The 25,096-nt window shown below is 37.2% G+C and carries 22 protein-coding genes and 1 tRNA gene; 11 read left to right on the plus strand and 12 right to left on the minus strand.

All coding sequences use genetic code 11. The annotated features are described in order from the left end of the window. Positions 1–187: 187 nt before the first annotated feature. The 4 genes from FRZ67_RS22025 to murB all read left to right on the plus strand — a co-directional run bounded on the left by FRZ67_RS22025 (position 188) and on the right by murB (position 4,105). Positions 188–1,024 carry a DUF2911 domain-containing protein gene (locus FRZ67_RS22025; protein ID WP_147192723.1) on the plus strand — a complete coding sequence of 279 codons (837 nt, stop codon included), beginning with the start codon at positions 188–190 and terminating at the stop codon, positions 1,022–1,024. Positions 1,025–1,168: 144 nt separating this feature from the next. Continuing rightward, complete coding sequence (locus FRZ67_RS22030) at positions 1,169–1,615, plus strand: single-stranded DNA-binding protein (RefSeq protein WP_147192724.1); 447 nt, start codon at positions 1,169–1,171, stop codon at positions 1,613–1,615. A gap of 284 nt (positions 1,616–1,899) precedes the next feature. Continuing rightward, positions 1,900–2,976, plus strand: a complete 1,077-nt coding sequence (locus FRZ67_RS22035) for an Ldh family oxidoreductase (RefSeq protein WP_147192725.1) — start codon at positions 1,900–1,902, stop codon at positions 2,974–2,976. 109 nt (positions 2,977–3,085) lie between these two features. Next, entirely contained in the window at positions 3,086–4,105 is a 1,020-nt protein-coding gene (murB, locus tag FRZ67_RS22040) for a UDP-N-acetylmuramate dehydrogenase (RefSeq protein WP_147192726.1), read from the plus strand. Between the two features lie 35 nt (positions 4,106–4,140). Here the strand turns inward: murB and FRZ67_RS22045 are convergent, their stop codons facing one another. Beyond that, on the minus strand, positions 4,141–5,685 hold the full coding sequence (locus FRZ67_RS22045) for a MoxR family ATPase (RefSeq protein WP_147192727.1): 1,545 nt from the start codon (positions 5,683–5,685) through the stop codon (positions 4,141–4,143). Between the two features lie 155 nt (positions 5,686–5,840). Continuing rightward, positions 5,841–6,230, minus strand: a complete 390-nt coding sequence (locus FRZ67_RS22050) for a RidA family protein (RefSeq protein WP_147192728.1) — start codon at positions 6,228–6,230, stop codon at positions 5,841–5,843. Between the two features lie 206 nt (positions 6,231–6,436). Here FRZ67_RS22050 and FRZ67_RS22055 point away from each other — a divergent pair, with 206 nt between their 5' ends. From FRZ67_RS22055 to FRZ67_RS22065, 3 genes are all read left to right on the plus strand, one after another. Then, positions 6,437–7,282, plus strand: a complete 846-nt coding sequence (locus FRZ67_RS22055) for an N-acetylglucosamine kinase (protein WP_147192729.1) — start codon at positions 6,437–6,439, stop codon at positions 7,280–7,282. An 8-nt stretch (positions 7,283–7,290) separates the two neighbouring features. Next, on the plus strand, positions 7,291–8,112 hold the full coding sequence (murQ, locus tag FRZ67_RS22060) for an N-acetylmuramic acid 6-phosphate etherase (RefSeq protein WP_147192730.1): 822 nt from the start codon (positions 7,291–7,293) through the stop codon (positions 8,110–8,112). Between the two features lie 85 nt (positions 8,113–8,197). Next, positions 8,198–8,599 carry an acyl-CoA thioesterase gene (locus FRZ67_RS22065; protein WP_147192731.1) on the plus strand — a complete coding sequence of 134 codons (402 nt, stop codon included), beginning with the start codon at positions 8,198–8,200 and terminating at the stop codon, positions 8,597–8,599. Here FRZ67_RS22065 and FRZ67_RS22070 read toward each other — a convergent pair. Further along, on the minus strand, positions 8,596–9,204 hold the full coding sequence (locus tag FRZ67_RS22070; protein ID WP_147192732.1) for a DinB family protein: 609 nt from the start codon (positions 9,202–9,204) through the stop codon (positions 8,596–8,598). The genes FRZ67_RS22065 and FRZ67_RS22070 overlap by 4 nt on opposite strands. Positions 9,205–9,324: 120 nt before the next feature. Beyond that, positions 9,325–10,026 carry a Crp/Fnr family transcriptional regulator gene (locus tag FRZ67_RS22075; protein ID WP_225975438.1) on the minus strand — a complete coding sequence of 234 codons (702 nt, stop codon included), beginning with the start codon at positions 10,024–10,026 and terminating at the stop codon, positions 9,325–9,327. 440 nt (positions 10,027–10,466) lie between these two features. On the opposite strand from FRZ67_RS22075, the gene porU2 reads away from it, so the two are divergent. Further along, positions 10,467–15,365: a putative type IX secretion system sortase PorU2 gene (gene porU2 / locus FRZ67_RS22080; RefSeq protein WP_147192733.1), complete on the plus strand. Its 4,899-nt coding sequence runs from the start codon at positions 10,467–10,469 to the stop codon at positions 15,363–15,365. A 288-nt stretch (positions 15,366–15,653) separates the two neighbouring features. On the opposite strand, the gene FRZ67_RS22085 is transcribed toward porU2, so the two are convergent. Then, positions 15,654–15,727, minus strand: a tRNA-Arg gene (locus FRZ67_RS22085). A 78-nt stretch (positions 15,728–15,805) separates the two neighbouring features. On the opposite strand from FRZ67_RS22085, the gene ung reads away from it, so the two are divergent. The 3 genes from ung to FRZ67_RS22100 all read left to right on the plus strand — a co-directional run bounded on the left by ung (position 15,806) and on the right by FRZ67_RS22100 (position 18,821). Continuing rightward, positions 15,806–16,477 (plus strand): uracil-DNA glycosylase, encoded by a 672-nt coding sequence (gene ung / locus FRZ67_RS22090; protein WP_147192734.1) that lies wholly within the window; start codon positions 15,806–15,808, stop codon positions 16,475–16,477. 162 nt (positions 16,478–16,639) lie between these two features. Further along, positions 16,640–17,398: a lysophospholipid acyltransferase family protein gene (locus FRZ67_RS22095; protein ID WP_225975439.1), complete on the plus strand. Its 759-nt coding sequence runs from the start codon at positions 16,640–16,642 to the stop codon at positions 17,396–17,398. A 52-nt stretch (positions 17,399–17,450) separates the two neighbouring features. Then, complete coding sequence (locus tag FRZ67_RS22100) at positions 17,451–18,821, plus strand: sulfatase-like hydrolase/transferase (RefSeq protein ID WP_147192735.1); 1,371 nt, start codon at positions 17,451–17,453, stop codon at positions 18,819–18,821. A gap of 277 nt (positions 18,822–19,098) precedes the next feature. Here the strand turns inward: FRZ67_RS22100 and FRZ67_RS22105 are convergent, their stop codons facing one another. The 7 genes from FRZ67_RS22105 to FRZ67_RS22135 form a co-directional block, all read right to left on the minus strand. Continuing rightward, complete coding sequence (locus FRZ67_RS22105) at positions 19,099–20,004, minus strand: hypothetical protein (RefSeq protein WP_147192736.1); 906 nt, start codon at positions 20,002–20,004, stop codon at positions 19,099–19,101. Further along, on the minus strand, positions 19,985–21,301 hold the full coding sequence (gene nrfD / locus FRZ67_RS22110; RefSeq protein ID WP_225975440.1) for an NrfD/PsrC family molybdoenzyme membrane anchor subunit: 1,317 nt from the start codon (positions 21,299–21,301) through the stop codon (positions 19,985–19,987). Before nrfD ends, FRZ67_RS22105 begins: the two co-directional genes overlap by 20 nt. 6 nt (positions 21,302–21,307) lie before the next feature. Continuing rightward, a complete protein-coding gene (locus tag FRZ67_RS22115) occupies positions 21,308–22,237 on the minus strand; it encodes a 4Fe-4S dicluster domain-containing protein (protein WP_147192737.1) in 930 nt (309 codons plus the stop codon). A gap of 30 nt (positions 22,238–22,267) precedes the next feature. Further along, positions 22,268–22,510: a hypothetical protein gene (locus FRZ67_RS22120; protein ID WP_147192738.1), complete on the minus strand. Its 243-nt coding sequence runs from the start codon at positions 22,508–22,510 to the stop codon at positions 22,268–22,270. Positions 22,511–22,791: 281 nt separating this feature from the next. Beyond that, complete coding sequence (locus tag FRZ67_RS22125) at positions 22,792–23,211, minus strand: c-type cytochrome (protein WP_225975441.1); 420 nt, start codon at positions 23,209–23,211, stop codon at positions 22,792–22,794. Positions 23,212–23,440: 229 nt separating this feature from the next. After that, on the minus strand, positions 23,441–23,971 hold the full coding sequence (locus FRZ67_RS22130) for a hypothetical protein (RefSeq protein ID WP_147192739.1): 531 nt from the start codon (positions 23,969–23,971) through the stop codon (positions 23,441–23,443). Positions 23,972–24,090: 119 nt separating this feature from the next. After that, positions 24,091–25,086, minus strand: coding sequence for a DUF5777 family beta-barrel protein (locus FRZ67_RS22135; RefSeq protein ID WP_147192740.1), 996 nt, complete (start codon positions 25,084–25,086; stop codon positions 24,091–24,093). Positions 25,087–25,096 lie beyond the last annotated feature (10 nt).

The raw sequence follows: 25,096 nt of genomic DNA on the forward strand, positions 1-25,096 counted from the left end.
TTCAGAACAAACTTTTTAGTGCGGGCGGAAATGAGAAAGTAATATTAAAATTGAAGAACGGTGGGGTATAAAATTTATTTATTGGGAGCGGCGTTGCAGAACTTTACCTTTATATCTTTGCACTGCAACTGAACTTGCTATTAGCATTACTTACAAAACACAATCACACTACTAAAAACTCGTATTCATGAAGAAGAAATTAGCCTTTGCTGTTGCCCTTTCAGCTTTTTTTGTTAACGTGTATGCGCAGGAATTGCGTACACCGCAACCTTCTCCAACAGAAGAAGTAAAACAGAATTTTGGATTATCGAGCATTGAACTCTCTTATTCCAGGCCGGGAATGAAAGGCCGCACTATTTTTGGAGACCTTGTTCCTTACGGTAAAGTTTGGCGCACAGGCGCTAACAGCGCCACTACATTAACTTTTGGTGATGACGTAACCATTGGAGATACTAAAGTTCCTGCCGGTAAATATGGTCTGCTGACTATTCCCGATGCTTCACAATGGACGGTTATTATTACCAAACAATTAGATGTAACCAGCCCTGCTGCGTACAAACAAGACCAGGATGTCGTAAGAATAAAAATTACACCACAGACGCTGCCATTTTCAGTTGAAACGTTTACGATGTTATTTGGAAATATCAAATCTTCCAGCATTACGCTTGGCATTATGTGGGATAATGTATATGTAGAACTCCCTATCAGCACTGATATTGACAGCAAAGTGTCTGCGCAAATAAAAGAAATTATGGATGGAGATAACAAGCCTTATTTCCAGGCAGCGCTTTATTATATAGAAAATGGTAAAGATCTTAATCAGGCTGTAGCATGGCTTGATAAAGCCATTGCACAGAACCCTGATGCATTTTACATGTATTATCAAAAAGCAAGAGCGCTTGCAAAACTTGGAAAAAAAACAGAAGCTTTGGCGGTATCTAATAAATCAAGAGAATTGTCAATCAAAGCGAAAAGTGATGATTATGTGGCTTTGAACGATAAGCTGCAGAAAGAACTTAAGTAATACATAATATATCGATGTGAAATTGCCCCGCAACCTACGGGGCAATTTCTATTTATGCAGAACTTATCCATACCCGCCATAAACAGGTTTACAGCAATAATTCTTTTTGTATCTTGCTTTATTGCTAAATTAAAATTCAGTGTTATGATCAAATTACAAGTTATCGGAAACCTTGGTAAAGATTCGGTAGTTAATACCGTTAATGGAAAAACTGTGATCAACTTCAGCGTTGCACACACAGAAAAATACCGCGATGCACAAGGCACCCAAAAAGAAAGAACCACATGGGTTGAATGTGCTTACTGGACAGACAGAACAGCTGTTGCACCCTATCTGAAAAAAGGAACACAGGTGTATGTAGAAGGCACGCCTGATGTACGCACTTATCAAACAAATGATGGCCGCCAGGGTGCAGCATTAAGTTTGCGTATTACAAACGTACAGTTGCTGGGCAGCAGGAATAATGAAGATGGCAGCGCTTCTGGTAGTAGTTATAATAATACACAGGCATCATCATATAATAGTGCAACGCCTGCACCCGCAGCTTCTACGCCAGATATGGCTGAAGTTGCCGATGATCTTCCGTTCTAATGATTGTATTGTTTTAAATTTTTTAAAGAGCAGTTGCATACTGCTCTTTTTTATTTTTTTGACTTAACTGTTGAATATCTATTTAGCTTTTGTTGCGTCGCACTCTTGTACTATAAAATTCGTTTCAGCAATCAGTAATGAGTTTTAGTTTAAATGTAGTTGATTTACTGAATGCTAATACCTGATGGCTGACACCTGATGAGAATGTACAAGTGAGTAACACAACAGGCGATGCCATAAAAAAACTACAGCTTGCATCATCATCTCTTTCTTAACTTGCGCACATGGAAAAAATATTTTCATATTCACAACTTTTAAGTTTTACATACAATATTTTTAAAGCGATCGGTTGTTCCGATATTGATGCAACTACTGCTACAAAAGCCTTGCTGGCAGCTGATGTTAGAGGCATCGACAGTCATGGTGTGGCAAGATTAAGTGGTTATGTACGGTTGTGGGAAGCAAAACGTATTAATGCAAAACCCGAAATAAAAATTGTGCATGAAACACCTTCAACAGCAGTGGTGGATGGGGATAGTGGTTTGGGTTTAGTGGTTGCACCGTATGCTATGCAGGTGGCAATTGACAAAGCAAAAAACGCAGGCACAGGATGGGTAAGTGTACGCAACAGCAATCATTTTGGTATTGCAGGATATCATGCAATGATGGCATTGGATCATGATATGATCGGCATGGCTATGACCAATGCCAGCGCATTGGTTGCGCCCACATTTAGCATAGAAAAAATGTTGGGCACAAATCCTATAGCAGTTGCTATACCAGCGAATGAGCAGCCTGCTTTTGTTGCAGACTTTGCTACTACTACTGCGGCTAATGGAAAGCTTGAAATACTGCAACGAAAAAATGCAGACACGCCATTGGGTTGGGTGCAGGACAAAGATGGTAATGCATCAGTAAATGCCAATGAGTTAAAACATGGTGGTGCATTGTTGCCGCTTGGCAGTGACCGGGAACATGGTTCGCATAAAGGATATGCTCTGGGAAGTATCGTTGATATTTTTTCTGCAGTGTTAAGTGGTGCCAGTTATGGCCCGTGGGCGCCGCCATTTCCTGCATATATTGCCATGCCTGAAAATCAGCCAGGCAAAGGTTTGGGGCATTTCTTTGGAGCAATGCGGTTAGATGCTTTTCGTCCTGCAGACGAGTTTAAACAACATATGGATAACTGGATACAACGATTCAGAAAAGCAAAACCGGCAACAGGCCATGATAAGGTTTTGATACCCGGCGATCCGGAAAGAGAGATGGAAGCCATTCGCGTAAAAGAAGGAATACCAATTATTGAATCTGTTGTGGCTGATCTGAAAAAAGTGGGTGAGAAGTTTAATATTGCTTTATAAGATTTTGTACTTAGCTGCTGAATCAGGATTGAGCTTTCGTTGTGTCACTCACTTGTACTTTATAGCTTCATTGAACATTATACATGCTTTTTAAAGTAGGTTTGCAACTATGCATATCCAGGAAAATGTTTCGCTAAGATCATACAATACATTCGGAATAAATGTTGCTGCGAAATATTTTGCAGCGTTTACATCTATAGAAGAATTAAAAGAACTGCTTTCAAACGACAGGCCACAAACGACAAACCACAAACTTATTCTCGGCGGTGGCAGTAATATTCTTTTTACCAAAAATTTTGACGGGTTGGTTTTAAAAAATGAATTGAAAGGCATTGAACTGGTAAAAGAAGATGCAGATTTTTTTTATGTAAAAGCAAACGCAGGAGAAAACTGGCATCAGTTTGTGTTGTATTGCATTGATCATAATTATGCAGGAATTGAAAATTTAAGTCTGATTCCTGGTAATGTCGGGGCTTCGCCCATGCAGAATATTGGTGCGTATGGCGTGGAAATAAAAGATGTTTTTTATGAAGTGGAAGCTTATCATGTGTATGATAACGCAATGCAAAAATTTTCTTTGAAAGATTGTGCATTTGGTTACCGCGAAAGTGTATTCAAAGGAAAATATAAAGACCAGTTTGTGATATTAAATGTTACTTACAAGTTGCGTAAACAACCTTTGTTCAATACTTCTTACGGTGCAATAGAAGAGGAGTTAAAGAAGATGAATGTAAAAGAACTTTCTATAAAAACTATTTCCCAAGCTGTAATAAATATCCGCAGCAGTAAATTGCCTGATCCAAAAGAGATTGGCAATGCAGGAAGTTTTTTTAAAAATCCCACAATACCCAATGAAAAATTTCATTCGCTGCAAAATGAATTTCCAAAAATTGTTGGTTATCCATTCGGTAAAAATGAAACAAAACTTGCAGCAGGTTGGTTAATAGAACAGTGTGGCTGGAAAGGTTTTCGTAAAGGTGATGCCGGCTGTCATGCAAAGCAGGCGCTGGTTCTGGTCAATTACGGCAATGCGAAAGGTGAGGAGATATATGATCTTTCGACAAAAATTGTAAACAGTGTAAAAGAAAAATTTGGAGTAGAATTAGAAAAGGAAGTGAATATTATTTAAATAAAAGTGGCGGTCTTACAACCGCCACTTTTGTTTTATTTATAATCATCTTCATTAAATGTATCATCATCGTCCTCTTCACTGCTGAACTGACCAAGATTCATCATGCTGCCAATAAGATCTTTGAACTGTATCTTTCCTTCAATTGTTTTCTTGCTGATGAGTGAATGTGCTGCAAGCCCATGTAACACAAACTCCATAAGCAATGCACTTTCCTTTTCATTGGCACGGGGAAAATATTTTTTTACAATGCCATATAAACCATCAACTTTATAAAGTGCCGCAATTTTATCTGCATCTTTCATGTCAACAAGCATATCTAGATGATTGCCTTTGTCAAACCACTTAGTGATCTCTTTATATGGATCGTCTTCTTTTTGTGCCTGTGAAGGTTTTCCTGTCGTCTTTCTCTTTTTCAGCGATTCAGGATTTGGAAAATAAGTTATGAACTGTGAACGTATTGCTTTATCAACAAGATTCAAGGCAACCTGGTATGGGCCTTCCTGTTCGCCTTCATAAACCAATTCTATCTTTCCTGTTATTGATGGTATAATGCCTGACAGATCACTTATCCAAACCTGTGTTTCCTTCTCTCCATGTATTATTGCACGACGCTCGGCGCTACTTACTGCATTCTCAAATGCAGCAATGGTAAGCCTTGCACTAACACCACTTTTCTTATCAACATATTCATTACTGCGTGCTTCAAATGCAACCTGCTCTATCAAACGTTTAACAAGATCACTAACAGTTATTTTTTTCTGCTCTTCATTTATATGCGCTTCCTGTTCTGTAATGGCAAGGGATGTTTCCAGGTCTTTGGGATAATGCGTTAATATCTGGCTTTGAATGCGATCTTTCAGCGGCGTAACAATACTTCCGCGATTTGTGTAGTCTTCGGGGTTTGCAGTGAACACAAACATAATATCAAGTGGCATGCGCAATTTAAAACCGCGTATCTGTATATCGCCTTCTTCAAGAATGTTGAACAGCGCAACCTGTATACGTGCCTGCAGATCAGGGATCTCATTGATCACAAAGATGCTGCGGTTACTACGTGGGATAATACCGTAATGAATCACTAACTCATCAGAAAAACTCAACCGTAGATTTGCAGCTTTTATGGGATCAATATCGCCAATTAAATCAGCAACACTTACATCTGGTGTTGCCAGTTTTTCTCCGTAACGTTCGCTGCGGTGCAACCAGCTTATCGGTGTATCATCACCATGTTGTGCTATCTGGTCTTTCGCATATTTGCTCAATGGATGAAAAGGATCATCATTTATTTCGCTGCCATGAATTACCGGAATGTATTCATCAAGTAATTGGGTCATTTGCCGCGCCATTCTTGTTTTAGCCTGTCCGCGCAAGCCAAGAAATAAAATATTATGACGGCTTAATATTGCTCTTTCCGTATCAGGAATTACTGAATCTTCATAACCAATAATGCCCGGAAAAGTATTTTCTTTATTGCGTATTTTTTCAACAAGGTTTTTGCGCAATTCATCTTTTATGTGTAAAGATTTGTAGCCACTTTTCTTTAACTCGCCTAAGGTTTTTATATCGTGTATTTTCATAATTAATTTTTGTTAGTCAACTCCTGTTCTTTGTGCATCGACTGTTGCATCGCACTCTTGTACTTCCTGTTTTCAATGCAACAAATTTACGTGCATGGATGGTAACAACAATCTTCTTAATGTTTTGTTGCAAATGCACGTTAACCGCAGCTTTTTTATCCCTGTATGACAGCATCCACTTCAATTTCAACCATCAGCTCCGGTCTTACCAATGCTGTAACTTCAACCAATGTTGCTGCTGGTCTTATTTCCTCAAATACTTCACCCTGTGCTCTTGCAACTTCTTCCCAGCGTTTAATATCTGTTACAAAAGTTCTTACACGCACTACATCGTTTAGCGAACTTCCGGCTTCCTGCAATGCTTTCTCAATTTTTCTATATACAAAAGATGCCTGCACATAAGGATCATCCTCGCCGATAATATTTCCAAATTCATCAACAGCCGTAGTTCCCGCAACAAAAACATTTTTGCCCACCTTTACCGCACGGCTGTATCCGAATTTTTTCTCCCAGATGGTTCCTGACGAAATAAGTTGTTTCGACATAAAATACTTGTTAGATATTACTGAAAAAGAGCATAAAGTTAAGGTACAAATAAGAAAAATGCTGCTGCGTTAAATCACGATGATTATTTAACAAAGCGTACAAGCGTGCGACGCAACAAAAGCTAAATACTTATTCGACCGGCGGGTTCAAAAAAATCTTTTTGCTAATGAGCATAACACCTATCTTCAAACTATAAACGTTCTATATGCCTGTTAAATTAATTGCGGATAGTGGATCTACCAAATGTGAATGGTGCTTACTTGCTAACGGCAAAAAGAAAAAAATATTTACCACAGGAATGAGCCCTTATTTTCTTTCTGCAGAGCAAATGATTGAACTGCTGCAAAAAGAATTACTGAAAAAAATAAAGGACGTAAACATTGATGAAATTTATTATTATGGAACAGGCCTTGGTAATCCTGCAAATGTGGTGCTTTTGAAAAAAGTGCTGAAGAAAGTTTTTCCTGTTGCAAAAAAAATTGAAGCAAACATTGATCTGCTTGCGGCCGCAAGAGCTGTATGCGGTCATGAAAAAGGTATTGCCTGTATTTTAGGTACGGGCTCAAACAGTTGTTATTACAACGGAAAAAAAATAATGAAGAATAGTCCGGGACTTGGTTATGTTCTGGGAGATGAAGGGAGTGGAGCTTATCTTGGAAAAAAAGTGGTACAACATTTTTTATATAACACATTCGATGAAGACCTGATGATGCGTTTCACTAACGCGTTCAATGTTGGTGCCAATGAAATTCTTGAGCATGTGTATAAACAACCACAACCCAATCGTTACCTTGCATCATTCGCCATTTTTCTTGCAGAGAATCGTGGACACTATATGATAGAAAATATTATTGAAGATGGATTGAATGATTTTTTCTTTACACATTTATATAAGTACCGTGAGAGCTGGTTATATCCTATAAGTTTTGTTGGCAGTGTGGCGTATGGATTTAAAGATGTGTTGAAGAATCTTTGCGACACCTATGAACTTGAATTAGGAAAAGTGTTAAAGCAGCCCATGGATGGACTTGTTGCATATCACAACGAATAATGAATAACATGGATGAATTTATAAGAGTTACAGAACAACCATCGCCATATAGGCACCAGGAAAAAATGTCTGTAATGGAAATCATTACAAACATAAATACCGAAGATAAAACAGTGCCTTATGCAGTAGAGAAAGCTTTGCCCCAGGTCGAAAAATTAATAACTGCCATAAGCGACAGAATGCTTGCAGGCGGTCGCTTGTTTTATATTGGCGCAGGCACCAGTGGACGTTTAGGTATTCTTGATGCAAGTGAATGCCCGCCAACTTATGGTGTGCCAACCGATCTTGTAACGGGTATTATTGCCGGTGGAAATGTTGCTATTATAAAATCAGTTGAAGATGCGGAAGATGATACCGATCAAGGTTGGAAAGATCTGCTGCTGCATAAAATAAGTAAGAACGATTTTGTGGTGGGCATTGCTGCAAGCGGTACAACGCCTTATGTTATTGGTGCGCTGAATAATTGCAGGGAACATAATATTGCTACCGGTTGTATTACCTGCAATGCGGGTAGTCCGCTTGCTGCAGCGGCGGATCATGCTGTTGAAGTAGTGGTTGGTCCTGAGTTTGTGACAGGAAGCACCCGTATGAAAAGTGGTACCGCACAGAAGCTGGTGTTAAATATGATATCTACAACTGTCATGATACAACTGGGCAGGGTAGAAGATAACCGCATGGTAAATATGCAACTCAGCAACGAAAAACTTCGCGATCGTGGTGTGCACATGCTGATGCAAAAAATTGGCATCAGTGATTATGCAAAAGCAAAGCAATTACTGGAACAGCATGGCTCTGTAAAGAAGGCAGCAGCAGCATTTAGTAAACAATAATTTTTGTGAACTTAGCTTTTGTACATGCGGCATCTTCGTTGCGTCGCACACTTGTACTGCATAACTTTTTTGAACATTATGATCTATGGAACTAAAGAACAGTAAATTTTCCACTATAATAAAGGTTGAACAGCAACATCTCGACGATGTTAATCATGTAAATAACGTGATCTATGTACAATGGATGCAGGACATTGCTTCTATGCACTGGAATGCATATGCATCAGACAAATTAAAAGATGAAGTATTATGGATGATTAAACGCCACGAAATAGATTATTACAACCAGGCATTTTTACATGATGAATTATTAATGACCACCTGGACCGGGGAGTACAGTAATGTTACCTGGAAAAGACATTATGAGATCATCCGTCCTGCTGATAATAAAAAGATTATTGTAGCCGCAAGTGTTTGGATTCCTTTAGACAGAAAAACACAACGACCCCGCAGAATTGATAGTGAACTCATCAATATGTTTGCCTAAGCTACTAACAAAGACCGATCATTTTTATTTATTGTTGCTGTCGAAATTGCCCGCTCAGCCTGCTTTACATGTCTCAGGTTGTGCGCTATTAAAAACATAAAAACATCTCCCAGTTTTAGTTTGATAAACTTAGCAATAGATATAGGAATTCTTATCGTATTAAGATCAATATTTTTTGCTTCTTCCAATAACAATAATAATTTTTCCTGCTGATCTATAAATTTTGCAATGGTGCAATCAGTATCTCCTTCATTATTGGTTGTATAATTTTTAGGCGCTTTCATTTTTTTAGAAGGAACACCGTTTTCATTTGGCATCATAAGGTTGGTAAAATAATTGCCCAGCCAGCCAGGTTTAAAAGTTGATATGGATGTTTTGTTTTGCTGCCTGACTTCACTGATCGCTTTTTCAATTGCTGGTAAATAATAATCTCCATATGCATTTAAATGACCAAGACATTGCATGGCGCTCCATGCATCTGGTGCAGGCGGCTGTTTAAAAATTGCCGGGCTTATCATTTGCCATTGCTGAACAGCTAAATTCAGTATATTTTCTGTTTGCTGGTGTAGTTGCTGTAATAATTGCGCAGAATTGTGTGTTTTCATGTTTGTTTATTTAGTAACACAAAGCTGTACGTATAACAGCAATAAAATCTTGGTATAAACCAAGATTTTATTTTCGGCAAACCTGATCGGTGTTCAAGACCTGACAGTTCTAACTATATTTTAAAGCCTTACAGTTCCAAGTAGTTTACTGAAAGTTGTTGCATCAATACCTAGATAAGATGCAAGGTATTTATGTGGAATTAAGTGTAAAACATGTGGGCTTCTTTTAAGTAATGCTTTGAACTTTTCTTCTGCAGAAAAGCATTGAATTTCTATCTGTCTCTCCAGCACACCAGCAAAAGTGTGGCTTATTGCTTTAAAAATGCAGGTTTGAAAATTATGATGGCGCAAGAGCAATTCGTTTAATTGTTTGTATTCAGTACGTATAAAACTACTGGTAGTAAGTGTTTCAAGAAAAAACTTTGAAGGTGTTTGTGTAAGAAAAGAATCTGCAATGCCGGAAAATGAAAAAGGGTAAGTAAAAACAATGGTTGCTTCGCGTCCATCATCGTGTAAAAAAAAGCCGCGTTGCACGCCATCGAGTACAAAGTAGAGGTATCGTTCTGTTTCACCGGTTTTTGTTAGTATTGTTTTGCGCTTTGCTTCATATGGCTGCCAGATAAGCGCAAAATCATCCCATTCGTTCTCAGATAATGGGTGTATGGCAAACATTATCTTTTTTAATTGTTCAAGTGCAGATAAAAAGTCCATTGATTCGAAAGTAATAAGAAGTTTGATATTTTTCCTTTTGTACCCAACTGTTTTGATGCTATTGTACATTGTTGCGTCGCACTCCTGTGCTGAAGAATTGTGAGTCGACATTACATTTTGTGATAGCATTTGACCAAGGATGTTCAGAATGTACAGGAGTGCGACGCAAGAGAAGCATAATAATATTGCAATAGCCGGGCTCAAAAATCAAGAAAAATATCTGGTACGCAATGAGTTTTTGGGTATCAAAAAAGACCTCACTTTTATTAATTTCTTTAATTTTGTAAGTTGCTTATAAGTTTAATCTGTACAATAAGTTTTCCTGTATTTTAGTTATATGCTTTGATATCAGAACTAACAGTAGCCAGGATTGATAACCTTGCTATAAAACTGCTGTTCAGATCAACAGAAAATTTTTTAAGAAAATAACCTGGCCAAAAAAGCATTTACATGGTATTTAGTTGGATTATAATTGAATTAAACTTTCTTCAATATATTTTAAAATTTCATAATATTTATTTCTTGCCAAATTCCAAAAGAAAAACCTTATAATGATGAAAAGGGTACTTTATTTCATTTTTTTTATTCTTTCCGTGCAGTCGCTGCATGCACAGCAGCCGTTCATGAACGAATGGATAGATTACAATAAAACATATTATAAATTCAAGGTTGGTCCATTTGGATATGATGCACTTTCTATTCCGATTGCAAAAGGATTAGTTCGTATATCACAACCTTCATTAGCTGCTGTTGGTCTTGGCTCGGTACCAGCTGAGCAATTTCAATTATGGCGTGATGGAGAAGAAGTTCCTTTATATATTTCTACTTCTTCGGGAGTACTTTCTTCTTCTGACTATATTGAATTCTGGGGAGAGATGAGTAACGGTAAACCTGATAAATATTTGTATAAGGATAGCACTGCTCAGTTAGCCGACCATACAAGTCTTGAAACAGATTCAGCAGCTTATTTTTTAACCGTAAATCCAGCAGCTAATAATAAAAGATTCGCAAACGCCACAAATAATACTGTAGGTACTGCATTAACTCCCGAGAGGAATTTTATGTATACCGGGAAAAGAATATTCAGGGGCTTTATAAATGATGGATTTGGTGTTTTTGTAGAAGAAAAACTGTATTCCTCTTCTTATGATACCGGTGAGGGGCTCGAAAGCAGAAGTTTAACCAGTACTTCACCAATTTCTCACGTCTTTTCAAATATGTATGTAGATACGCTCGGGAGCACAATGACCCTTGCATTGAATATGGTGGGTGCTGCACCTAATGACAGGAACATAAAAGTATCGCTCAATAGTGATTCGCTTACGCAATTTCATATGGGATATTTTCAGATAGCGAGAATTGTAATGCCGGGAATCTCTCCTTTAAAAGTTAAAAGTAATTCCGCGACTTTTCTTATTCAGAATTTAACTGGTAATGGAGATGATTGCAGGATTGGAAAACTTGACCTGGAGTATCCGCGTTTGTTCAATTTTGGTGGTGTTTCATCTTTTGAATTTTATATAGATGCCTCAGTGAAGGGCAGGTACCTGAAGATAGCTAACTTCAACAGAGGTACTGCTAATGGGGCACTTTATGATTTCACGAATGGTAAAAGATATATTGGCAATCCAGGTAGTGGAGATACATTAGAGTTTGTACTGGGGCCATCAGTTGATAAATATCATTTATTGCTTGTTAGAAGTGATGGATCAACTGCAAAAACAATTAACACCATTGAGCAAAGAAATTTTGTAGACTTTTCGAATCCGTCAAACCAGGGAGATTATCTCATAATCAGTAATCCTTCATTATATGGCAGCGGGTCTGGTAATTATGTACAACAGTATAGTGATTATCGTTCATCAGACAGCGGAGGAAAATACAACGCAAAAGTGGTCGACATTCATCAGTTAGAAGATCAGTTTGCATATGGTATAAAAATGAATCCTTTATCTGTTAAGAATTTTTTGCGTTTTTCAAGATCAAATTTTCAAAAGCCACCTGCCTATGTTTTTCTTATTGGGAAAGGTGTCATTTATACTGCTTACCGGCTACAGGAATCGAATCCATTAATTACGCAATTAAATCTTGTTCCTGTATTTGGAAGCCCTGGTTCTGATAATTTATTAAGCTCTGATAATTATAATCCCATTCCCACAACTCCTATTGGAAGGTTATCTGTAGTAACGCCCGATGAAGTTGGTGTTTACCTGGCTAAAGTAAAAGAATATGAGGCAGCTCAGAAGGATACCTCATCAACAAGTATCGCATCAAATCTTTGGAAGAAAAAAGTGCTGCAACTTGCAGGCGCTAATGATCCTTTAATAGAAAGTATCATTGACAGTTTCCAGGCCAAATATGCCCAGATAATCGGAGGCCCACTATTTGGTGGAAACGTAAAAACATTCAGTAAATCAACCAGTACGGGCAGCGAGTATGGGCAGGCTGTGCTTCAGTTTACAGACGAATACAATAACGGCAGCGCTTTAGTAGAATACCTTGGTCATTCATCATCTACAAGTATTGATTTTAGTCTTGATAACCCTGCCAATTATAGCAATACAGGTAAATATCCAATGTTTATTGTAAACGGTTGTCTGGCAGGGAACATTTTTGATTATGATATTAACAGATTAAATAATCGTTCTACTATTTCAGAGAAATTTGTACTGGAACCTGGAAAAGGAGCAATCGGTTATTTGTCTTCGAGTAACTATGGCGTATTAAATTACCTGGATGTATTTACAGAAAAATTTTATAGTGCCATAACCGGAACACAATATGGAAATGGATTTGGTAAAGTAGTGCAGGATGGTTTAAAATCATCATTAGATTATACAGGCAATACTGATTTTTATGGCTTAATGCATGCAGAACAACTTACTTATCACGGAGATCCTGCTATAAAAATGTCTTCTTACAATGCACCTGATTACGCTGTTGACAGTAACGAAATGAGTGTTGAACCAGGTTATTTGAATGTAGCCATGGATTCTTTAACTGTCAAATTTAATGTTCGTAACCTGGGCAAAGCAACTGGAGATCCTGTTGGTCTGAAATTATACAGGAAATATCCGAACGGGGTTACAGATAATATTTATACAGCTTCGATTCCTGGAGTAAATAGCATAGACAGTTTTTCTTTCAAATTACCAATAGTTGCCAACAGGGATAAAGGCACTACAATTATCACTGCTGTTGTTGATGATGAGAACCAGGTTGCAGAATTAAAAGAAGATAACAACGAAGCATCAATAGCGGTAAAAATATCTGCGGCTGATCTCTTGCCCGTTTCGCCGTATAATTATTCCATCATTAATACAAATAATGTAAATCTTATTGCTTCTACTGCATATGCATTTGACTCACTTACGCAATACGTAATGGAACTTGATACAACTTCATTATTCAATTCTCCGCAAAAGCTAACCATGAAGCAAACAGGTACAGGAGGTATCATTGAATTTGATAATGTGCCTTTAGTAATGGATAGTACTGTTTATTTCTGGCGTGTGTCTGAAGACAGCGCAGACAAACACTGGAATACTTTTTCTTTTATATACAGAAGTGCGGGAAATGCAGGTTTTGAACAGGCGCATTTCTTACAACATACAGAATCAGTTTATAATAAAATAGTGCCCGATTCATCTTCCCGTAGATACAACTTCGGAAGTAATGTAAATAATATTTTTATTTTGAATTCTATATACACTACCAGTGGTAATGAAGACAACCATTTTAGTGTAGCATTGAATGGTAAAATAATCACCTGGAGTTCATGTGTAGGGCGCTCTATTATTTTTAATGTATTTGATCCCAAAACTTTTAAACCAATATTGAATATAACAAATCCTTACGGCGCGGCCGCGCCTTGCGATACGATGCGTCGTTATAACTTTGAATACAGTACGCAAACGGCCGCATCGAGAAAGAATGCAATGGACTTTATGGACAATTATATAAATAATGGCTATTATGTTGTAGTTAGAAAAATTTATGATGTTATTTATGGTGGCCCCGACACAGATTGGGCCCCCACAGTTTGGGCAAAAGACACTTTGCTGTATGGTCATAACAATTCCTTGTATCATCGTTTAAAAGATCAGGGTACACAAATAGATTCCTTTACATTTCCGAGAACATTCATTTTTGTATACAAGAAAAATGATTCAATTACTTATAAACCAGTTTCTGTTTTATCAAGAGGTTTATATGATCGTATCAGCCTTTCGCAGAATTATTATGCGGCTGATACAATCGGAACCATTACTTCGCCAAAATTTGGCCCCGGCACATCATGGAGTAAAGTAAAATGGTATGGCAAAGCATCAAATAGCAATAGTGAAGCTTCACTCGATGTAATAGCAATTGATCAAAATGGTAAAGACACTGTATTGTACAATATTGATACAACCCAGCATGAACTCGATATCTCGGCTATAAATGCAGCAACATATCCTTATGTGCAACTGCGTATGCATACAACTGATTCGTTAACGATTACACCTTACCAGTTGCAGGATTGGAGTGTTGAATTTACCGCAGTACCTGAAGGTGCTCTTGCAACCAATCTAGGTCTTGATATTCCTGATGAACTCGTATTCGATTATGACATAAACATTCAGTTTGATACACTGAAAGGGTATGTGATCTTTAAGAACATAAGTACAACAGCAATGGGGCCACTGAAAGTAAAAATTATCATGTACGATGCCAATAATACACCGGTTGCATTTAGTGTACCATCTGCAAGAGCACTGCCTGCCGGAGATACCGTGCATATACCATTCCTGCTGAATGTTACAAACCTGGTGCAGGGCAAATACAATTTCTATATTGATATAAATCCAGACAATGATCAGCCGGAACAATATCATTACAATAACTTCCTGTATAAGTATATCAATATTACACGCAACTTTATACTTGCCTCTCATACATTCGATCTTACTGCAAAACCTTTAAATAAAACAGTTGAATTGAAATGGACAGTAACAAACGAAACAAATGTGTTAGTGTATAATGTTGAGTTTAGTAAAGATGGTCACAATTTTACAAGCATTGATAAAGTAGCTCCATCAGGCACAACTACACCATACAATTATTATGGATTTATACATACCAGCCCGGTTAATGGCACAAACTATTACAGAATTAAAATGATTGACAAAGATGGTTCTGTTAGATATTCACCGGTACGGCAGGCAGACATAAGTGTTAGTGGAATATTGGTATATCCTAATCCATTCAGGAATACTTTGAATATTATTCTTAAAGATGCCACAGGTGCTGTTAAATTACGCATGACGGATATTTCAGGCAGAGTAATGCTGCAAAAAGATTTCTCCGGCGCTACAACGCTTAATATTAATAACATTACCAGCGGTGTGTACATATTACAGGTTATTGATGGCAGCACCATTCATTCTTTCAAAGTTTATAAACAGTAATAACAACGCAACTATTTTCAAAAGCCCGGTAATAGAAGCCGGGCTTTTTGTTGGTAGCGGTATTTATTTTTTTTCTTCAGCAATTGTTGTAATACATATTTTACATACCGGGCTTCTGTCTATAAATCTAGCTGCTGTTGCGTCGCACTCTTGTACGAAATAACTTTATGCAGCATTTTGAAAATCTGGAAATCACTTTGAATAATATAAAACAGGACGTGCTTAAATAAAAAGGCCAGCAAAATCAATCATTTGCTGGCCTTTTAAAGAGAATTGATTTCTCCGTTGTGACCTGGATTGGATTCAAACCAATGACCCACAGCTTAGAAGGCTGTTGCTCTATTCAACTGAGCTACCAGGCCAGTCACTGCAACTTCTCAATTGAGCGGCAGCAAAAGTAAATTTTAATTAGTTTGCACCCAAACGTAATTCAAAAAAACATGGATGTAAAAATTGAAGCCTCCTGGAAAGAAGTTTTACATAAAGAATTTGCCAAACCTTATTTTGAACAGATCGTAGCTTTTTTAAAAATTGAAAAAGCACAGGGTAAGATCATTTATCCGCCTGGGTCATTAATTTTTAACGCCTTTGATAAAACACCTTTTAATAAAGTCAAGATTGTTATACTTGGCCAGGATCCTTACCACGGAGCCGGACAGGCGCATGGACTTTGTTTTTCTGTTCCTGATGGTGTGCCACCACCACCTTCTTTGCAGAACATATATAAGGAACTTAATGCAGATATTGGTATGCCGGTTCCTAAAACAGGTAATCTCACCAAATGGGCCACACAGGGTGTGTTCCTTTTAAATGCTTCGCTTACAGTTAGAGCAGGTGAGCCAATGAGCCATGCAAAAATTGGCTGGGCAGATTTTACAGATGCCGTTATAAAAGCAATTTCGACTGAGAAAAAGGGTGTAGTGTTTTTATTATGGGGCAAATTCGCACAGGATAAACAGGTTCTTATTGATGAAACAAGGCATTATGTTTTAAAAGCGGCGCACCCATCACCATTAAGCGCACATAACGGTTTTTTTGGTTGTAAACACTTTAGCAAAGCAAATGGAATACTGAGGCAACAATCATTGGAAGCTATTGACTGGAATCCTTAACTATTTAGATTTTGAAACCAATGATGCTATCTGTACAAGAGATAAAGTGCTTGCGACGCAACGATGATGCCATGAATACCGCAGCTTGTATTATAAAAAATTGCGGCATTAACTGAAACTAAAATTCAATGCCGGTATCTTTCTTCATTATAAAAAGATACTTTGAAGTATATATTTGCACACAACATGAAAGTTTTTAAAGAGATATTTTGCAGGATATGGTGTTTATGGGCACTAGTGTTATTTGTACCTACTATGTTTATTGCTTTGCCTTTTTATCTCTGTTGTTATATAATAAAAGAGCCTGCTGCAGCGCACTGGCACCGCAAAGTATCAAAAGTATGGATGACCTTCTTTCTCAATCTTATTGCATGTCCGTTGAAAGTGGTAAGCGCTGAATATTTTAAAAAAGGAGAGAACTATATTGTTGCATGCAATCATAACAGCTTAATGGATATACCGATAACTACCCCTTTTATGCCACAGGCCAATAAGACCATTGCGAAAACAACTTTTGCTTTTATTCCTGTTTTTGGATGGATATACGCTGCCGGCAGTATATTGGTAAACAGGAAAAATGAACAAAGCCGAAGAGACAGTTTTCGTAAAATGAAATGGGTGTTGCGCACAGGGCTTGATATGGTTATTTATCCTGAAGGAACGCGTAATCGCACCAATGATCCGCTGAAATCCTTTTACGACGGTGCTTTTAAGCTTGCTGTTGATACAGGGAAACCAATTATGCCAGCATTATTATTTAATACCCGTAAAGTATTGCCTGCTGAAAAAATATTTTACCTGGAACCACACAAAATGGAAATGCATTTTTTACCTCCTGTTGAAAGTACCGGCATTACGGCCAAACAATTAAAAGAAAAAGTGTTTCGTCAAATGTGGGATTACTACGAAGCCAATAAATAGGTTTTGAGTACAGCAAATGATTTCTTAATTTAGTTTTATTAACTCCACCTTTATGAAATATCCAAAACTAATTCATGCTCTGTCTGCAAACTCATTTCTCTTTCTGTTTTTGCTGTTTATAACTGCCTCATCGTGCCATAAGGCAGATGAATTAAAACCGCTGCAATCAATTGCTTCAGACGGTGAAGATGCATCCGGCGCTGTAACGAAACCTAATATTATTGTTATACTTGGAGATGATATTGGTTATTTTGTTCCTACGGCAGATGGGGGCCAGACATATTCTACTCCGAATATAGATAAAATGGCCGCGAAGGGGATGCGGTTTACACAATGTTATAGCTCTCCACTTTGTGCACCTTCAAGATTTGCAATTATGACCGGTAAATATAATTTCAGAAATTATGTTGACTGGGGTGTAATGAATCCAAATGAAAAAACATTTGGTACATTACTGAGAGATGCAGGCTATGCAACTTATGTTGCCGGTAAATGGGAACTGGATGGCGCCGATTCATCTATACGCAGCCTTGGTTTTCCGAGGTACAGCGTGTACAACCCCTCTAAGACAGATCCTCAGGGTTCCCGGTATAAAGATCCCACTATTTATACAGCGGGAAATTATCTTCCTGCAGCACTTACACAAGGAAAATATGGCGATGATATTTTTACAGATAGCGTACTGAATTTTGTAAAACAAAATCGAAGGAAAAATTTCTTTGTTTATTTTCCCATTACGCTTTGTCATTATCCTTACAGTCCAACACCGGATGACCCTGAGTTTGCTTCGTGGAACGCTAAAACAAGCACGCCTGATACTGCATTCTTCCCATCAATGGCAAAGTATATGGATAAAAAAGTAGGGCAAATAATGGATTCATTAGCAGCATGGAATCTTTCCAAAAAAACCATTGTAATGTTCATTGGCGATAATGGTACGCCACACTACATTTATTACTATGTAAACGGTGTGCGTTATGAAGGACAAAAAGGAGAATCAACAACTGCCGGTACACATGTGCCTCTTATTGTGGCATGGCCAGGAAAAATTGCACCAAGACAGGTTAATCCTAACCTGGTTGATTTTACAGATTTTCTTCCCACACTTGCAGATGCAGCGGGGATAACTATCCCATCCACATATGGCACTATTGATGGACATAGTTTTTATAACCAGCTTGTTGGCCTTCCAACAACGCCAAGAGATTGGATATTTTGCCATTATGCACCAGGAACTGAAGGTGGCAATGCATACAAAAGATGGACACAGGATACTACATACAAGCTTTATGATTCAACAGGTGCATTTTATAATATTATAACGGACCCTGACGAAAAGTCTCCAATAAAACCTGCAAACAGAACAGCTTATCAAAAACAGCTTGTAACAAAATTCCAGAGTATTATGGATGGACTGCATTAATTGAGAGGATAATTTTTATAAGACATATTTTGAGCCTACTGATTATTTCTATTAAGCTTCGCTTGTTTAGCATTCTTGTACTGAAGGAAGGCAACCAAGGCAAAAGTTTTGAAAGTTGATTTTACTAGTTGTAGCTCAGAATACATAAGTTTGAGTGACACAAAGAACGACGAGTTGTACTCCAAATGCATGCTAAGAAATCTTGCTCATCTACTTTTATCATTACAAAAAAGTAAATTATATTTTACGTGTAATAGTTTATTGGTGCACACACATTTCATTGTTGTAATATTTCGCGGCCAATTTTTTTGATTTTTAACAGCTGAAATACAAGAAAAATAATCACACCCCATACACCAATAATTATTGAGTATGCAATGCCAAGCAGCCAGAGTGGAGTTTTGTTTTGGGTTCCCCATAATGATCTGCTGTTGAATGCATCATTATTATCCTGGAGTGGTTTTCCCCATTTGAAAGCCTTTTCTATAAACAGATTGCCATACAAATCATTGTCTTCTGTTTTTGCAAGCAGCATTAAGTTGCCTTTTATATCTCCAGGTAAACTATCTCTTTTAAACTCAGCAACTACCTGCCCGGTCGAATCAGTCGTATAAGATTCTGCATCACCTACAGGCAGGTCACCTAATAATCTTTTTACCATTATTTTTACTTCTACGTCTTTTGCCGGCTTCCATTCGCTGCCGGTTTTTTCCAATGCGGTTACCCTTATACTTCTTATACCATCTTCATTTAAAGTATCCAGAACAAGTTTTGCTTTTTTTATAGACAATTCAGCAGATAGTGCTTCTATTTTTCCTGTGGCATTCGAAACTGCTTTAAATATAAATTCAGATGAAGAATCCCAGGCCAATTTAAAAGAAGCTGGGATTATGATTTTACCTTCCCCTTTTTCATCGGTGGTAGCCTTTCCTAACATTGCGGCATTTGATTCTTCATTCAGAAAAACAGTTACAGGCACGCCTTCTACAGGTAAAAATTTTCTGTCTTTTTTTGTTTTTGTTTTTACAACCAGGTAAGGAACCTGCTTATCTGAAACAAAATATTTTATATCTAATAAAACAGGAGAGGCAGTGGAATCCTGTGCAAATGAAATTGTTTTTATCCCTGTTGTTAAAATGAAAAATAAAATAACAATCCGGAATTTATTTATTGCCTGTTTCATGTTGTTCGTTTATAGTTTCCTGGATGGGTATTATCGGGAATATCCTTGCAAAAAAAGTAATGACCAGTAATGCTCCTGCCAATGAGCCCATTGCAATAGCCCATTCCTGCCAGCTTGGAAAATAATGTTTATAGCTTTCAGGCACATCCGTCATTGGAAGAAATGGATGCAGTAAAGTAGGGGTTACAATAAGGAATCGTTTAAACCATGCACCAACCACAACCAATATGCCTGCAATAAATGCTGGTAAAGGATTTCTTCCTCTTTTAAAAATCAAAATGAAAATGGGTATTATCATGCCCGCAAGGATAGCAAACCAGAATAGTGGTGCATATTCGCCTGTAAATAGGCCAGTAAGATGAGCCTCTTCTGATTTTTTCATTTTAAATGCGGGAACTAAATATTCGTTCACGTTAAAGTATAGATAGAGTAGTGCAAGTAACACAACAATGCGGCCCATCTTATCAAAATGAAGTGTGGTAATATATTTTTCAAGAGCGTATACTTTTCTGAAAACATACATGGCTACCAATACACCTCCGGCCCCAACTAAAAAAGCACCAGAAATAAAATATGCACCAAAATTGGTACTGTCCCAACCAGGGCGATAGGTAGTTGCAAACAACCAGGATGTAACTGTGTGTATACAGAAAGCGACAGGAATAATAATTATGCAGAGGATATTCACAGCGCGTTTATTTAATTTATCCTGCAGCCTTGTACCTTTCCAAAAAGAACCAAGAAAGCGGTATAGTTTACTAAAACTTTTCCCCAATACTTCCTTGCTACTGATAAGGATTTTTAAATCGGGCAGTAAAGGAAAGAATAATAACAGGAGGCTTATGAAAAAGTAAGTGGTTATCACAATCACATCCCACATAATAGGTGATTGGAGCCTTCCATACACAAAAAGATTAAATAGCCTTTCAGGTCTTCCCATGTCTACTATAATAATCAGCGATGCAAAAAAAATCGCTGATACTGCAATGATCTCAGCGATCCTTGTAAGCGGTGTACTCCATTTTACATTCGCCAGCCGAAATACTGCAGTAATTAATGAACCTACAAGGCTTATCGCTACGAAAAATACAAAGTTGGAAATATATATTCCCCATGAAACATAATCCCGCATCGCTGTAACAGATAAGCCATTTTTCAATTGCATGTAATAAGCAAAAGCACCAACCACGCAAAAGGCTATTAAAATGCCTGTCCATATCATTCCGCGTTTGCCAAACTTTTGCGGAAGAAGATCATTGGTGATTATTTCGTTTGTTAAAGTAGTTGAAGTTTCCACGTTCAGTTATTTAGAATTATTTTTTTCCGTAGTATCTTTTTCCAGTCCTGATTCGAATGGGAAGTTTCGGTTTACCGGAGGCAAATAATAAACCCTTGGCTTTGTGCCAAGGTCTTCCATCAAACGATAGCCTGCTTTATCTTTTATCAGATCACTAAAGCGAAATGTTTCGGCGCCGTTGGTTACTGAATCTTCATTCATATCACCAAAGAAATAAACTCCATTTGGGCACGCAGATACGCAATGCGGTAGTTCTCCTTTTCTTGCCATATCGGGGCAGAAATCACATTTACTTACAGTACCAATTTTTTGTGGCACACTTGTTTCGCATGAATAATGTTGTGTAGCAATTTTTTCTTCCAGTATAGGTTCCTGCCAATTAAAAACTCTTGTGGAATAGGGACAGGCAGCCATACAAAAGCGACAGCCAATGCATCTTTCATTATCAATCAGTACAATTCCATCTTTACGTTTAAATGTTGCATCAACAGGGCAAACCTTTACACAGGGCGGTTCATCACAATGCATGCAGGTAGTAGGTTGCCAGTATGGAGCTGTATGCTCCGCATCTTCCATGGCATGTATCTTTATCCAGTTTTGGCCAGGATTTAAATGATGGGCATGATTGCAGGCAACTTTACAGGCTCCTACATTTTTGCACCTGGAAAGATCAATCACCATTACAAATTTTTTTCCTTCAATACCTATTCTCTCCTCGCTGTTGGTTAGTGTGGGCACTTCAGGAACAGGATTTAAAAATGCTTTATCTACTTCAATAATTTCCCCATCTACTGATAGCAATTTTACCATTTCACCCGATGGAACTTTTTTGTTGTCTCCCGGATCGAAAGGATTATTGGAAGAGCATCCGGAGGCAACACCTGCCAATAAAGCTGTTGCCAGAAAATCTCTTCGTGATGTATCATTATTTTTCATTGTTGGTTGTTTATCTGTCAGGACTGAAGATTATTTCTTTACCCATGTTTTAAGTTCTTCATCAGTAATTTTTTTGTTTTTGGAAGTTAGCAGTGCCTTATCTATTTCTACCAGCCTCCCATCCTGCGTAAGCATTTTTACTGTATCTTTTTTTTCCGTGCCTTTCTTATTATCTTTTGGCAACCAAAATTTTAAAGCGGTTAAAGAAGTAAATATGGCAATAGCTCCTAACATAAACTTCTTTCTTGATGATGTTTTATTTTCTTCTTTCATAAAAGTTGATGATATTTTTTGTAGTTAGGTGCAGCAAAGTTTTGAGATAGCATATTTTGCTTTTCAGTTACGCTTTAAAATTTATTTTGGAATCAACAGTTGAATAAATGGCATCGCCTCTTGTGTCACTCACTTGTGCGTTCTGAATTTTGCGTGTCAATTACGAAATGTAAATAGGTAATTTGTAATTCTTCTGACGATTTGTACTCTATAGTACAAGAGTGCGACGCAAGAGCAGATGCATAAAGAACTGATGCCGGGTACAAAAATTTATACACTTTTTATTTTTTTAAAGTCCTTAGATAATTGACAACGCTCCATATATCATCCTGGTCGGGAATTTTCTTTTTAAAATTTGGCATATCATCTCTTCCTTCTGATATTTTATAAAAAAGCGAACCGTCGCTTTGAGATTGGAATGCTGCTGCAGAAAAATCTCCGGGCTCTGTTTTTAACTGGGCTGCCTTTGTCCCATCACCCAGGCCTTTAGCGCCGTGGCAGGATTTACAATGTGTTGCATATAATTCTTTTCCCGCGGCAATTGACTCTTTATCAGCAGCAACTTTGCTTTTCATGTTTTTGTAATTATCGGGTACTGCCCATGGTTTATTTTGGTAAAATGGTTTATATCCGGATATGATAATAAACATACATAATACGGTAGTAATAAATGTAACGGTTTTGATAAGCTTACTTTTCATGTTGATCAGGTTTTATTGTTATTGATAATTTGAAGTAATAAGAATAATTCTATCTAAGCAAGGTAATAGACGATTGAATTTTATTAATTGATTAATGCATATCTGCTGCATGATTTTGATCATGTTTTTTTTGAAAAGAAATAATAATATTAATAATCTGAATGATTGCTTGGTCTACTGAATAAAGGGAAATAATTGATAAGGAGAAACTTGGTAGAAATATTAATATCTATTTTTTAAAATAAAAGTATAATTCAGTGTCAACATTCATCATGTCAACAAACTTTGGTGACTTTTTCCCATCAAACAAAAAAAGTCCAAAGGTCTCAACATATTGATCCAGGTCAATGTACTCTTTTGAACCATCTTTTTTTAGAAAAAGAAGATACCTGAAGCTTCTTGCCTCAATAATATTTAAGGAGGGCCATGCATTTCTAATTACGTTACGGGCATTTTGCGTTAAATAAAAATCTACATGCGTTAGATCCTTAAAGGCCGTGCTATCAGTTTGTTGTTTTATTTTTTCTAATTGCAGCGAGTCAGGGTGAAAGAATACTGCAGACGGTTTACTTACTTTTAAAGTGTCCTGAAATGTGCTGTAGGGCTTATGCGAGATCTTTTTTGTTTTATTTGTGTTGACCGAATCTATACTTTTAATTTTTGTCTTATCAGAAGCATGATTGTTTTCGCAGGAAAAAATGATACAGAGAATAACTGCAAATAAGATGACTGGAATTATATTGCCGCCCTGTTTGTTCATTTTCACTAAAAATTTTTCATTGAATGTATTTATTTTTTCTTGTCAGGTTTAAATAAAAAACCTGGATTGAATCCAACCCAGGCTATCTTCAAATTCCAGCATTTTTTATTTTTTTCGTATTAATAATTCCATAACCTGGTAATGTTAAAGCCGATCAGATATTGATAACCCTTATGTACTTTTTTATTAGCATCAGTATATTCACCTAATGGATTATTTTGATTGTACATATTATTATGTTGAGGATTAAGTTGATTATAGTTACCAATAAATATCTGGAATGCGTGGCTGCTTGTATTAACCTCAAGACCTAATGAAATATTGGGATTAGGATTATTCTCATTGTGTATTGTTAACGGTTGATCATAGTTAAAAATGACCGAACACAAGTTAGAGAATTTATATCTTCCCGATACAGCAATGGCAAAGTGCTCATTGTTCATAGTCTTATATGTATTGCCGTATTGCTTTGTTGCAGTATCATATGAAGTATAATAACCCCATACTGCGTTTTGGTGAGACCAACTTGGTGCAACTTGCAGTGAGAGCTTATCAGAAATTTTCCTCGCAATAAGTAACTGGTTGAAAAAAGTATACCTGTCCGAATTGTGTTTGATATCTTCTCCATTATTAAGCGTGGCTTCTTTTCTTGTGTCAACAGCTGCGTTGCCATACCAGGATACACTTACTGCATATTTGTTTTTGGTTTGAGTGATGATGGAATATTTGGCATTCAAATCTAACAGCATATTGTATTTGGCGATACCTATTCCTACGTATAACTTGTTTATTGGTGAGTAGTTAACCCCCAGCCTGATATTAGCAGATCCAAACAAGCCCCAAAGGTCTTTTGAGCCATTATTTACTAAACCCATTCTGTGCTGGAAATCAAATTCCAATGTCTTTTTTACCGGAACCATTACCGTTTGATTGTCTATGATCCAAATACTTTGGAAAGTATTTTTAACCGGTTTAATTTTTACCGGCGCTGCTGAAGCTTCACTTGTTGCAGTGCTGTCTTGTGCATTAAGCTTTAAGCATGATAAAAAGATCAGGCTTGCCAAACAAAGCTTAAATGTAAGCCGGTAACCTTGTTTGTTTATTTTGAGTTTCATTTTTTTACTT

The sequence above is a fragment of the Panacibacter ginsenosidivorans genome (assembly GCF_007971225.1).
Classification (GTDB): domain Bacteria; phylum Bacteroidota; class Bacteroidia; order Chitinophagales; family Chitinophagaceae; genus Panacibacter; species Panacibacter ginsenosidivorans.